Below are 12,529 nucleotides of genomic sequence, written 5' to 3' on the forward strand. Positions count from 1 at the left end.
AGTCATCCTTGCCAAAAATCCAATTCTGGGGGAAGTTCAATGAAAAAGAGAGTTTTATTCAGCAGTGTATTTGCTATAGCCGCTTTGTTGGCATTGACCGGGTGCGGTTCCACGGACGTGGTTGCCAGCTCTGCCGTGACGTCATTTGAAGCCATGGCGAACAATGAGGCAGTAAAAAGTCAAACATCAGATATTGGAGATGTGGCGTATTGGCGTCTTCAAGCGTCCGAAGCCGCCGTGTTTGTACTCGGTAAAAGCGCAGAGGCTGATCTGGACATAGCTATTGAGGTGGATGCAGCACTGTTTATTAACGCAGGTTTAAATCCTTCTCTGTTGTCTGAAGACCGCTATAGCTTTGATCCTGCGACTAATCGATTGTCCGTGATCAGCAACCTGGGTGATGCGCAGCTGGAGGGTGCACCTGGTGACACCATTGAAAAGACCTTCGAACAATGGGTGAAGGGTTACAGAAAGTCTATAGGCTACCATGCCCCAATGGATCACTTTGGCATCAGTCTTGGTGACGGAAACATGCTGGAATGGGCGAAAACGTTGGAAACCAATGACAAAGACCTCGTCTTCGTTCTGAACCCGGAACCACTCATTCAGGCAGGTGTTGACCCAGCGAAGCTCGAAACCTGGGTTTTTGGAGAAGTGGAAGTCATGGATGAAGCCGGTAAAACGGTCATGGTGGAAAAGTTCCTGATGGCTTATAGTTTTGACTAATTTGAGTTTGTAAATCGAAAGGAAGGGGAGACTGACAGCTTGCGGTCTGCTCTTCCTCTTTTTTTGAAGCGTTGATTATGCGATTAAGTTCATGGTAAAATTGAAGCAGAATTGAAATGGATTTCCATTTCAGCACAACACAACAACACAACAACACCGTGATGACTCGAGGTGTAGAGTCCGCTTGAACGACAAACAATAAAGGAGAGAACAATCCATGCTGAATTTCAAATATTACAGTCCGACGTCCGTCATTTTCGGAAGAGATTCTGTAGATAAACTAGGAACACAAATTTCTTCAGAGGTTAAGACGGTCCTGTTTCATTATGGCGGAGGAAGCATTAAGAGAAGCGGTCTGTATGATCAGGTCCAGACCATCTTAACGGAAAAGAAGGTCAAGGTTGTCGAACTTGGCGGGGTAGAGCCCAATCCAAAGCTTACCCTCGTCAGAGAGGGGATCGCGCTTTGCCGTGAACATCAGGTGGATCTGATTCTGGCAGTTGGCGGCGGCAGTGTCATAGATTCTGCAAAGGCTATTGGTATTGGCGTGAATTATGAAGGCGATGTCTGGGACTTTTTTATGGGAAAAGCCCAGCCTGGCTCGTGTGTGCCAATAGGCGTCATATTAACGATCCCCGCAACCGGCAGCGAGACGAGTCCCAATTCCGTTGTAACAAAAGAGGAAGGTCTGATGAAACGCGGCGTGAAGTCAGATTTGATTCGGCCTTCATTCGCAATTTTGAATCCCGAGCTGACGCTGACCCTGCCGGAAGAGCAAACCTTTGCGGGGATCATGGACATATTGTCCCACGTTTTCGAGCGGTACTTTACAACCACCACACCGGTGGATGTGACAGACCTGATGTGTGAAGGCGTTATGAAGGCGACCATTGAAAACGCTTACAAGCTTCGAAGCAATCCAAATGATTACGACGCCCGGGCGGAAATTATGCTTGCGGGAACAGTGGCCCACAATGGCATCCTGGGTGTTGGTCGTTTGGAGGATTGGGCAAGTCACAGGATCGCCCACGAAATCACGGCTTTGTATGGAACGACTCATGGTGTGACGCTTGGGATTATCTTCCCGGCATGGATGAAATACGTGTCCGCTGAACGGCCTGATAAGTTTGTACAATTTGCCCAGCGCGTCTTTGGAGTCTCACCCGAGGCATTCAATGCTCCTGCAGAAATTGCCAACGAAGGGATTCGAAGATTTGAGGCTTTCCTCTCGGACATGGGATTGCCAAAATCCTTTGGGGAGGCAGCCTTACCTGCAGATCAGCTTGACCTCATGACAGAGAAAGCCACCCTCTTTGGTTCCCTCGGTGGGTACAAAAAGCTTGAGGCAGCGGATGTCAAAGCAATTTATAAAATGGCGCTGTAATCGTTGGACACTGGTAGGCCTGTATGGTAAAATGATTTCATCTACTCAGTGACTGTCAACAAAATAATGAAATTGACTCAGGCTGCAGAAATTATGTTCTGCAGCCTTCAAGTATAATCCGGAAAGGTGAGGGCTCTCATGAAAATCATGATCATAGGTGCCGGAAAATTAGGTTACCGGCTTGCCGAAACCATGATGAACGAACAGATTGACATTACCCTGGTCGACACTAACCCCAAAACGGTCGAACGCGTACAAGATCACTTGGATGTCCTGGCGGTCCTGGGAAATGGGCTCGACATGGAAACCTTAAGAGAACTGAGCATTCAAACCTATGACATGCTGATCGCAGTGACGGGGATTGATGAGGCCAACACCATCATTTGCTCAATTGCAAAGAAGCTGGGGGTCAAGCGCACTATTGCCAGGATCCGAAATCCTGAATATATCAGGCAAAAAGAATATTTGACCGTGGACATGGGCATAGATCATATTGTCAACCCTGATCTGGCAACGGCACATGAAATGCTGAGGTTTTTAATGAAGGGCTATCATTTCCATACAGGGGACTATGCCAAGGGTAAAGTCACCATGATGGATATTAAGGTTAATCAGCTTCAGGATTTGATCGGGAAAAAAATCATGGATCTCGTCAATTTTGAAGGGCTCCTTATCACTGCCATTAAACGGGAGGGCACTATCCTGATCCCTGACGGCTCAACTGTTCTAAAGCCTGATGATTTGCTTTACATCATTGGAAAAACACATCGCTTGAATGAATTTGTCAAGCGTTTCAAACTCTGTCTGGACGTACGGCCGGTGAAAGATGTCATGATTTTTGGCGGCGGCAATATTGGGTTCTATCTTGGCAGTCAGCTGCTCCATAACAATGTCAACGTCGTTATAGTCGAGCAGGAACGTGACCGGTGTTTCTATTTGAGCAATAAACTTCCGGAGGCTGTCGTGATTCACGGGGACGGCACCGACCTTCAGCTCCTCGAAGAGGAGTCCCTGGCTCAAATGGACGCTTTTGTCGGGGCGACGGGATATGATGAGCAAAACCTGCTCATGGCCATCATGGCGAAGCAGGAAGGCGTAGATAAAACCATTGCGAAGATTTCCCGTTCAAGTTACGTGAACCTGATTGACAAGCTGAATATCGACTTTTCATTGAATCCCATTGATATCACAGTCAGTGAAGTGCTTAAATATGTCCGGGGCGGTTTGATCGTCTCTGTGACCATGCTGTTGGAACGCCAGGCAGAGGTTGTCGAGGTGATCGTCAATGACAATCTCGAATGCGTGAATGAAAAAATAAAAGATTTGAGATTGCCAAAAGGCATTATCATTGGCGCGATTCTGCACAATCACCAAGTGGTCATCCCGAATGGAGAAACAGTTATTCATGCAGGTGACCGTCTTGTTATTTTCAGTTTGAACACCTCTGTGGAAGCGCTTCAAAAATTTATTCGACCAAATGATGGAGGTCTTCTCCGTGAATTATGGAATCGTACTAAAGGTCCTCGGAAATCTTCTGTTTCTTGAATCTGCCCTCATGATGCCGTCTTTGTTGATCGCGCTGGGACTCGGTGAACCCGACCTCATGGCTTTTGTGATCACAGTGGCATTTACAATGACGGCAGGTATTGTCATGAGCAGAATCCAGGTTAAAAAGCAAAAAATGAAGGTCCGGGAAGGTCTATCCATTGTGACGCTGGGCTGGGTTGTATTTTCGGTGTTCGGCGCATTGCCGTTTGTGCTGTCAGGCTCACTTAACTTTGTAGACGCCTTTTTCGAAGTCGTATCAGGCTTTACGACGACAGGCGCCACGGTCGTGACGGATATCGAAATTTTGCCAAAGGGATTGCTGTTCTGGCGCTCTCTGACCCACTGGATTGGCGGCATGGGTATACTGATTTTTACTGTGGCCTTTATGCCGACCCTCGGTTCGGGAACCTTTCATTTGTTCAAAGCGGAATCCCCCGGTCCAACAGCGGATAAAATCGCACCACGAATGAAGGATACGGCCATCATACTCTATACCACTTACATTGTGATTACGCTCATTGAGATCATACTCCTCAAACTGGGCGGCATGTCATTATATGAATCGGCGCTGCATACCTTTGGTACTGTCGGCACAGGCGGCTTCTCGACCAGGAATGCCAGCATAGGCGCATTCAACAGCACCTATATCCACCTTGTCATCGCTTTTTTCATGATGTTCAGCGGCGTGAACTTCTCCTTATATTACAAGGCGTTTAAGGGCAAATGGCATGAAATTTTTCAAAACGAAGAGCTGAGATTATATCTGGGCATCATTTTAATGTCAACCCTGGCTATTACTCTCAACTTGAGGTTCAGTGTCTATGACAGCACCTGGACAGCGCTCAGGGACTCTTTTTTCCAAGTAAACTCAATAATCACAACAACAGGCTATGCGACCGCAAACTTCGACTTGTGGCCGGATTTCAGCAAAAGCATATTGTTTTTATTGATGTTTACTGGCGCCAGCGCGGGTTCCACGGGCGGCGGAATCAAAATTATCAGGATTCTATTTTTGTTTAAACTAATCAGACGGGAAATTTCAAAGATCTACCATCCGAGAGCTATGATCCCAATCCGCATTGGAGGCAAAGCGTTGTCCGGAGACATAAACGTTAGTATCGCGAGCTTTTTCGCGCTTTACATTGTGGCGTTCGTGGGCGGAACAGTTTTAATTTCACTCGAGGGGCATGGTTTGGTCAGCGCAGCGAGTGCGGTTGCGGCGACCATAGGCAACATTGGACCTGGTTTTGACTTCGTTGGACCAACGCAGACCTACGCAAATTTCAGTGATCCATCTAAGCTGCTGTTATCATTCCTGATGCTGATTGGGCGTCTTGAGCTCTATACGGTCATAGCGCTGATCGTTCCAGGTCAGCTCCGCGAGCGGGTGTTCCAGTCGTAAGAGCTTCTTCAAACCACAGCTTAGGAAATTTTGCGTAAAAAGAATCGTACTTAATATTACCAACGAAAAAGGATGTCCGGTTTTCTCTGAAAACCGGACATCCTTTTAAAATTTCATGATTTAACTCGTGGAATTTCCAACGCTGCTCGCTAAATTTAGCGAGGGCGTCCAAAAAAGAAAGGGGAGGCGAGGATAAACCCAACAAGAATACCTGCGCCGGCCTTTACGTAATCGCCCTGGAACAAGTAAATGATGCCGAAGACCACTAAAGCTATTCCGCCCACCAGCGGGGCATAATGTTTGATCTTATTCATATAAGACGCCTCCAAAAATGATATTGTGGACTGGGAGCAGCGCTGACGCTCAGTTTAACCAATGACTGTCAGTGCTTTTGAGAAATGATTCAAGACTTCGCATCCGGTTTCAGTGACAAGGACCAGGTCCTCAATCCTAACGCCAAATTCATTTTGGAGATAGATCCCCGGTTCAATGGAAAATACCATCCCCCGCTCTAGGCGTGCGGTATTGACAGAGGAGACATCCCCGAACTCGTGGACTTCCATGCCTATGGAATGGCCGGTACGATGCGTGAAGAAAGCCCCATATCCTCCGGCTTCGATGACCTGTCGAGCTGCCGTATCAACATCACAGAACCGGGCGCCGGGGCGAACTGCAGCAATGGCAGCGAGGTTAGCCTGATGCACCAGGTCGTATACCTGGCGGGCCTTTTCAGAGACGCTTTTATAGAAAAACGTCCGGGTCATGTCCGAGCAATAGTCGTCTTTGATGCATCCAATATCGCAAATAATTGACGCCCCCGGCTGAATCGGTACATTTCCACTATCGTGATGAGGCAGCGCAGCGTTGGCGCCAAAAGCGATAATGGGCGTAAAAGAAATGCCGTCCGTCCCTAAAGTCCTATAAGTTTCCTTCAGAAGGCGGCTGAGTTCAAGCTCGGTGCATCCATCCTCAACAGAGGAGGCCAAAACTTTCATAGCCTGATCATTCAGCTCAGAAGCATTTCTCATCAGTGCCTGCTCGTTGACATCTTTGACCAGCCGTACTGAATCTACAGCTGGAGAGCCAATGATAAAGGACGCGTGCGAGAGCTTTTCCATGAGCGGCAGCAGAAAGCGCGCCGGCCATGTTTTATCTATGCCTATGTCGCCTTCGTCCCTCATGTATTCTGCCAACAGGGAAATGCTGTCATCCGTGTCGCTGAAGTAGTGGATCTGAAGGTCTGACGCATCCTTTGTCTGAATTGGGAAGAGCCCATTGACAAATAACCGCTTCTCGCCGCTCAGGTTCAGGTAGAGAACAAGCATTCTTTCTCCAGGTTGGATCCATACTCCGGTCAGATAAAAAATGGAAGCGGGATCAGAAATAAGCATTTGTCCCATTTGGGTTTGAAGCATATAATCCGTTACACGGTCTAATCTCAACTGGTTCACTTTTACCCCTCCATGCTCAATGCTACTCTAATTATATCAGGTTGAGATGGGCAAGTGGTACTGAACTTTATGCCAGAGAGTGAATTTTGCCGATGGTTTTGTGACCGGCACAAACGCCTATAATATTGAACAAAAAGGATCAGTCACATAAAAAAGAAAATTGGCGCGAACCGCAGACGGAGATCGACTGCGGTTAAAACCAATTTTCTATGATAGCTGCCTTTATTTACCTTTGCTCTCGAGGTATTCGTCAAAGGTCATCAATCTGTCAACCATGCCCGCAGGGGAGAGCTCAATAATGCGGTTGGCAACAGTCTGGATGAGCTCATGGTCGTGGGAGGATAATAGAATGTTGCTGTTGTAAGCGCCGAGACCATTGTTGAGGGCAGTGATGGATTCGAGATCCAAGTGGTTTGTCGGTTGGTCGAGGACTAGGACATTAGCGCCCGAGAGCATCATTCTGGAGAGCATGCAGCGTACGCGCTCGCCGCCGGAAAGCACAGTAGCAGACTTGAGCGCTTCTTCGCCTGAAAACAGCATACGTCCCAGGAAGCCGCGGATATACGTTGCGTCCTTTTCTACGGAGTATTGTCTGAGCCAATCCACGAGGTTCATATCGATATCATTGAAGAACTCTGAGTTGTCCTTAGGAAAATAGGACTTGGTAATGGTGACGCCCCATTTGATTGTACCGCTGTCCGGCTCGAGCTCGCCCATAAGGACTTTGAAAAGGACGGTGTTGACCAGCTCGTTATCTCCGACGAATGCGATCTTGTCACCTTTGCGTACAGTGAAGCTGACATCCTTGAACATGAGCTCGCCGTCAATGGACTTGGAGAGATCCTCGACAATCAGAATGTCGTTGCCCACCTCGCGGTCCGGTTTGAAACCAACAAACGGATAGCGTCTTGTGGAAGGCTGAATGTCATCCAGCGTAATCTTATCCAAAAGTTTTTTCCTGGAAGTCGCCTGTTTGGATTTTGAGGCGTTGGCACTGAACCGCGTGATAAAATCCTGCAGCTGCTTGATCTTTTCTTCTTTTTTCTTATTTTGGTCCTTTGACATTTGAAGCGCCAATTGGCTGGATTCATACCAGAAATCATAGTTGCCCACAAACATCTTGATCTTCCCAAAGTCGACGTCTGTCACATGGGTACAGACTTTGTTCAAGAAGTGCCGGTCGTGGGAAACGACTATGACGGTACCTTCAAAGTCGATCAGAAAATCCTCCAGCCAATTGATGGACTGGATATCGAGGTTGTTTGTAGGCTCGTCCAGGATCAGGACGCCGGGCTTGCCGAACAGGGCCTGCGCGAGCAAGACCTTGACTTTTTCTGAGCCCATGAGCTCTGACATTTTTTTGTAGTGCATGTCCGTTGTGATGCCCAGACCCTGAAGAAGGGATGAGGCCTCTGATTCTGCTTCCCAGCCGCCCATTTCGGCAAATTCGTGCTCTAACTCAGCAGCGCGCATGCCGTCCTCGTCAGTGAAGTCTTCCTTCATATATATTGCATCTTTTTCCTTCATGACCTCGCTAAGCCGCTGATTGCCGAGAATAACCGTTTCCATGACTTCGTTCTGATCAAATTCAAAGTGGTCCTGTTTCAGGACAGACAGTCTCGTGCCGGACGCGACAATAACATCGCCGGTATTGGGCTCGAGGTCGCCGGACAGGATCTTTAGAAAGGTACTCTTTCCGGCGCCATTTGCGCCTATGACACCATAACAGTTGCCGGGAATAAATTTTAAGTTGACGTCTTCAAAGAGCTTGCGCTCGCCAAAACGCAGACTGACGTTGGATACTGTAATCACAATGCATCTTCCTCAATTCATTATTTGTACAACTTAGCATTATATCACAAAAGTAGGTTTTGTGCTCATAAAACTGAATTGACGCAAAATTCGCATTGTAGGCGGATTTATAGCATGCTATACTTAAAACAGCGGTTCACAACATAATGCGCTTTTTTCGAGCTGAATAGCCTAAAGCACGCGGTCAAGTCTGAAACATTCGGACTGACAGGCTGTGTCATGGCCTTCAGCCGCCGGGTCACAGGAGAAATTCTGGGGCCTCCCACTTGAGGAAAGGAAAAAGCCCTATACGAACTTTTAAGGACAGGTCATTACATAGGCGGCGCGACTCGCGGCGCCGGAAGACGCCAACTAAGCGTGACTATGACATTCGTATACTTAAAAGATCTGACTTCGGGCGTCCTTTTTTTGAGGATGTTTTTTTATCCCCAAAATCTAAGGAGGCAATCACATGAAAATGAAATTTTGTTCAATCTCAAAAAAGTCAATCAACACCATGCTGCTGACAATGCTGCTCTTGTCGCTCGTTCTGTTTGGCGCGGGCTGCAGCCAGCCGGCCCCGGCTGAAGCGCCGGCCGAGACACCTGCCGAGACACCTGCAGAAACGCCGGCTGAATCGACGCTGCCGTCCCTGGAGGGTCAGACCCTGATTCTTTCCACAACCACCAGCACTCAGGACAGCGGACTTCTGGATTTTATTCTTCCGGATTTCGAAACTAAAACCGGCGCTGAAGTCAAAGTTGTTGCCGTGGGTTCCGGTGCAGCCATTCAGATGGGCGTCGACGGAGAAGCAGATGTCCTGTTGGTTCATGCTAAGGCAGATGAAGAGAAATTTGTGGCAGATGGCCACGGACTCCAGCGTTTCTCTGTCATGTACAATGATTTTGTCGTTGTGGGACCATCGGCAGACCCTGCAGCACTTAAAGGGGCATCCTTCGCGAATGCCGGCGAAGCCCTCAAGCAGATCATGGACAAAGGCGCTTCCTTTGTTTCCAGAGGGGATGACTCCGGCACCCACAAAAAAGAGAACAGCCTCTGGAAATTGGCTGACATGACACCGTCAGGCGATCAGTACGTTTCAGCGGGCAAAGGGATGGGCGACGTTCTGCAAATGGCGGACGAGCTTCAAGCTTACACGCTCACGGACCGGGCGACCTATCTCAGCATGAAGGATAATCTGGAGCTTGAGATTGTTACGGAAGGCCTTGACGGGCTGCTCAATCCTTATGGCGTCATTGCCGTCAATCCGGACAAGAATGCCCAGATTAATGCAGAGGCTGCCCAAGCCTTCATTGATTGGATCGTCTCAGATGAGGCACAGAAGCTGATTGGAGAATATGGCGTAGAAAAGTTTGGCGCGCCGCTGTTCTTCCCGGACGCGGAATAGTTTGACTTGTGGACCGCTGCCACACCGCAAAACAAAGAAGAGGGTGTCAGACACCCGTTTCCGCCATCATGAAGATAGGGTCGACAGGCATAAGACGCAACAGGCCAAGGCCACGGTGACCTTTGGCCTGTCGACCAACATTTTTCGCAAAGGAGGGAAAACAGATTGGACTATATCGCAGACGGATTTAAGCAAGCCTTTAATCTGTTGATCTCCATGGATTCAGAGGTGTACAGCGTTATAGGCTTGTCTCTTGTCGTTTCGACATTGTCAGCCTTGATCGCGGGCCTGTTTGGAACTGTGCTCGGCATTTACACAGGACTCAAGGCATTTAGAGGAAAGCGGCTCTATGCCAGAATCCTTTATACAATGATGGGACTGCCGCCGGTGGTCGTTGGACTTCTGGTGGCCATCCTGCTCTCCCGCCGCGGCCCTATGGGTTCCCTGGAACTGATTTTTACTCCCACGGCTATGGTCATAGCCCAGGTCATCCTGGTCACGCCTATTGTGACGGGTATTGTCTTCAATGTCACCGTCAAAAGGGGCAGAGAGGTCTATGAGCTGGGGAAGACCCTGGGTGGCGGCCATGTGGCGATCCTCGGACTCTTTCTGAAAGAGCTGAAGGCAGAGCTCATGGCGGCTTTCGTCACTGGATTTGGCCGGGCCGTCTCAGAGGTAGGGGCTGTTATGATTGTAGGTGGCAATATTCAAGGGCACACACGGGTCATGACGACTTATATAGCCATGAACAACAGTATGGGCAATTACGCAAAATCCATAGCTATGGCCATAGTGCTTCTCAGCCTGTCCTTTCTGGCGAACGCATTTGTCTATCACGCCGCCGGGGAGGAGATCTGATGGAGCTCAGAATAGAAGCACTGGTCAAACGCCACGGAAAACGGGTTTTATTTGACATTGAAAATCTCAGACTGCCTACAGGCGGTCTGTACGGACTGATGGGACCGAATGGCGCCGGTAAGACAACGCTGCTCAAAATGGCAGCGGGTCTTGAAAAGCCGGATCATGGAAGGTTTCTTTACGACGGACGCGCCTGGCATAAAGGTCTGTTTACCGAAACGACTTATCTCAGTCAAAAGGCATATATGATGAACGCAACCGTTGAGGACAACGTGGGTTGGCCACTTGAAGTGAGGGGCGTCAGAGGGCTGGAACGGGACAAAAGAGTCAGGCTTGCCCTGGAGCGGATGGAGATTCCGGAACTCGCCAGCCGAAAAGCGACGACACTTTCCGGTGGGGAAGCGCAGAAGGTGGCATTGGCCAGAGCCCTGGTCTTTGAGCCCAGACTCCTCTTGATGGACGAGCCAGCCGCCAGTCTGGACCGACAGGCGACGGAACTCTTTGAGTCCAGGCTGATCCAGTACCACAGTGAAACCGGCGCAACCATCATTTTGGTGACACACAGCGCAGAGCAAGCTCAAAGATGCTGCAAAGAACTGCTGTGGCTCCAGGAGGGCCGACTGGAAATTTCAATGCTGCAAACGCCAATAGACGACACTACACGAGGTGATGGAGTTGGATCTTTTTAACGTTTTGACACTGCGGGAAGTCACGGCAAAGCTCAACGAAACCTTTGCAGAACTTGCGCGGCCCAAAGAAAGTCTCCCCCTGGAGAAAGCCCTTGGCAGAATTCTGGCCGAAGATCAAACCGCCACTGAGGATGTCCCTCATTTCTCAAGGTCCGTAGTGGATGGCTACGCCGTGAGAGCCAAAGACACCTTTGGTGCCAGTGAGAGCATTCCCGGGTTCTTAAATCTCGTTGGGGCTGTGGAAATGGGAAAGCCGGCGCTTCGAGCCGTAAAATCCGGAGAGGCCGTTTATGTACCCACGGGGGGCGCGCTGCCGGAGGGGGCGGACGCCGTTGTTATGATTGAGTACACCGAGCCTTTTGGCGCTGGACAGATTGCGGTCCACCGACCATCGGCACCCCTTGAAAATGTTATGCAAAAAGGTGATGACCTCACCAGCGGCGAAGTCGTCCTAAAACGCGGCACGCGCCTCAGGCCTCAGGACCTGGGGGTTTTGTCCGCCCTTGGGATCGAAAATGTTCAGGTGTTTGCGCCGTTTCAGGTCAGCGTCCTCTCAACGGGGGATGAAATTGTACCAATCGGGCAAAAGCCAACGGCGGGCCAGATCAGGGACATCAACAGCTATACCATTTCCGGGCTGATTGAGGCGGCAGGTGGCCACGTGAAGCGCGCCATCCTCGTGAAGGACAATTTTGACGCTCTGAAATGGGCCGTCTCGGAAGCGGTTTCGGACAGCGATCTGGTCCTGCTCTCGGGGGGCAGCTCCGTGGGCGAGAAGGATTACACTCAAAGGGTGATCCAGTCCTTCGAGGACTCGGAGATCCTGGCTCACGGCCTCGGGATCAAGCCGGGCAAGCCGACCGTAGTTGCCAGAATAGGCGGGGTGCCTGTCTTTGGCCTTCCGGGCCAGCCCGCTTCCGCCATGATGATTTTCAAAGCGGTCGTAGAGCCGCTCCTTCAAAGACTGACAGGAGAACAGATCTTTTCTTTAGCCGATGGCTCCGGTACTGAGCAAGCAGAAGAACTTGCTGCCCTTTTCAGTAAGCGGACAGTCAACGCGGTCGCGTCATCGAATATCCATGCGGCGCCAGGCAGGACGACTTTCCAAATGGTCTCCCTTGAGCGGCGATCAGGCAAGCTGACTGCCATCCCTGTCCACGGCAAATCGGGCATGATTTCCCTGATGAGCAGAGCGGACGGCTATATCCAAATTGAGCCTGAGCAGGAGGGCATCCTCCAAAACGAACCTGTTCAAGTGATCCTGTTCTAGAA

11 protein-coding genes and 1 riboswitch are annotated in these 12,529 nt (G+C 49.7%); of the genes, 8 read left to right on the plus strand and 3 right to left on the minus strand.

Annotated features, from left to right (window positions below; translation table 11 throughout):
* Positions 1-39: 39 nt before the first annotated feature.
* The 4 genes from OEL90_RS02395 to OEL90_RS02410 all read left to right on the plus strand — a co-directional run bounded on the left by OEL90_RS02395 (position 40) and on the right by OEL90_RS02410 (position 5,060).
* A complete protein-coding gene (locus OEL90_RS02395) occupies positions 40-726 on the plus strand; it encodes a hypothetical protein (protein ID WP_291403437.1) in 687 nt (228 codons plus the stop codon).
* A 217-nt stretch (positions 727-943) separates the two neighbouring features.
* A complete protein-coding gene (locus tag OEL90_RS02400; RefSeq protein WP_291403435.1) occupies positions 944-2,110 on the plus strand; it encodes an iron-containing alcohol dehydrogenase in 1,167 nt (388 codons plus the stop codon).
* A gap of 138 nt (positions 2,111-2,248) precedes the next feature.
* On the plus strand, positions 2,249-3,655 hold the full coding sequence (gene trkA, locus OEL90_RS02405; RefSeq protein WP_291403433.1) for a Trk system potassium transporter TrkA: 1,407 nt from the start codon (positions 2,249-2,251) through the stop codon (positions 3,653-3,655).
* On the plus strand, positions 3,606-5,060 hold the full coding sequence (locus OEL90_RS02410; RefSeq protein WP_291403431.1) for a TrkH family potassium uptake protein: 1,455 nt from the start codon (positions 3,606-3,608) through the stop codon (positions 5,058-5,060). The genes trkA and OEL90_RS02410 overlap by 50 nt, the downstream gene beginning before the upstream one ends.
* Positions 5,061-5,215: 155 nt before the next feature.
* On the opposite strand, the gene OEL90_RS02415 is transcribed toward OEL90_RS02410, so the two are convergent.
* The 3 genes from OEL90_RS02415 to OEL90_RS02425 all read right to left on the minus strand — a co-directional run bounded on the left by OEL90_RS02415 (position 5,216) and on the right by OEL90_RS02425 (position 8,323).
* Positions 5,216-5,374 (minus strand): hypothetical protein, encoded by a 159-nt coding sequence (locus OEL90_RS02415; protein WP_291403429.1) that lies wholly within the window; start codon positions 5,372-5,374, stop codon positions 5,216-5,218.
* A gap of 54 nt (positions 5,375-5,428) precedes the next feature.
* The gene (locus tag OEL90_RS02420; RefSeq protein WP_300687000.1) at positions 5,429-6,511 is read right to left on the minus strand and encodes a M24 family metallopeptidase; all 1,083 of its coding nucleotides are present in this window, start codon (positions 6,509-6,511) and stop codon (positions 5,429-5,431) included.
* 222 nt (positions 6,512-6,733) lie between these two features.
* Positions 6,734-8,323, minus strand: a complete 1,590-nt coding sequence (locus tag OEL90_RS02425) for an ABC-F family ATP-binding cassette domain-containing protein (protein WP_300687002.1) — start codon at positions 8,321-8,323, stop codon at positions 6,734-6,736.
* Between the two features lie 143 nt (positions 8,324-8,466).
* A riboswitch (molybdenum cofactor riboswitch) is annotated at positions 8,467-8,618 on the plus strand.
* A 156-nt stretch (positions 8,619-8,774) separates the two neighbouring features.
* Here OEL90_RS02425 and OEL90_RS02430 point away from each other — a divergent pair.
* The 4 genes from OEL90_RS02430 (at position 8,775) to glp (ending at position 12,527) form a co-directional block, all read left to right on the plus strand.
* Positions 8,775-9,710: a substrate-binding domain-containing protein gene (locus tag OEL90_RS02430; RefSeq protein ID WP_300687003.1), complete on the plus strand. Its 936-nt coding sequence runs from the start codon at positions 8,775-8,777 to the stop codon at positions 9,708-9,710.
* Between the two features lie 165 nt (positions 9,711-9,875).
* Positions 9,876-10,568 carry an ABC transporter permease gene (locus tag OEL90_RS02435; RefSeq protein WP_300687004.1) on the plus strand — a complete coding sequence of 231 codons (693 nt, stop codon included), beginning with the start codon at positions 9,876-9,878 and terminating at the stop codon, positions 10,566-10,568.
* The gene (locus OEL90_RS02440) at positions 10,568-11,257 is read left to right on the plus strand and encodes an ATP-binding cassette domain-containing protein (RefSeq protein WP_300687006.1); all 690 of its coding nucleotides are present in this window, start codon (positions 10,568-10,570) and stop codon (positions 11,255-11,257) included. Before OEL90_RS02435 ends, OEL90_RS02440 begins: the two co-directional genes overlap by 1 nt.
* Positions 11,244-12,527, plus strand: coding sequence for a gephyrin-like molybdotransferase Glp (gene glp, locus OEL90_RS02445; protein ID WP_300687008.1), 1,284 nt, complete (start codon positions 11,244-11,246; stop codon positions 12,525-12,527). The genes OEL90_RS02440 and glp overlap by 14 nt, the downstream gene beginning before the upstream one ends.
* The last annotated feature ends 2 nt before the right edge of the window (positions 12,528-12,529 follow it).

It is taken from the genome of Acidaminobacter sp. (assembly GCF_030247605.1).
In the GTDB taxonomy this organism is placed as follows: Bacteria; Bacillota; Clostridia; order Peptostreptococcales; family Acidaminobacteraceae; genus Acidaminobacter.

Excerpts from the sequence above, each read along its gene's own strand:
- OEL90_RS02395 (WP_291403437.1), top strand. The coding sequence starts at position 40 with ATGAAAAAGAGAGTTTTATTCAGCAGTGTATTTGCTATAGCCGCTTTG.
- OEL90_RS02440 (WP_300687006.1), top strand. The coding sequence starts at position 10,568 with ATGGAGCTCAGAATAGAAGCACTGGTCAAACGCCACGGAAAACGGGTT.
- OEL90_RS02430 (WP_300687003.1), top strand. The coding sequence starts at position 8,775 with ATGAAAATGAAATTTTGTTCAATCTCAAAAAAGTCAATCAACACCATG.
- trkA (WP_291403433.1), top strand. The coding sequence starts at position 2,249 with ATGAAAATCATGATCATAGGTGCCGGAAAATTAGGTTACCGGCTTGCC.
- OEL90_RS02400 (WP_291403435.1), top strand. The coding sequence starts at position 944 with ATGCTGAATTTCAAATATTACAGTCCGACGTCCGTCATTTTCGGAAGA.
- OEL90_RS02415 (WP_291403429.1), bottom strand. The coding sequence starts at position 5,374 with ATGAATAAGATCAAACATTATGCCCCGCTGGTGGGCGGAATAGCTTTA.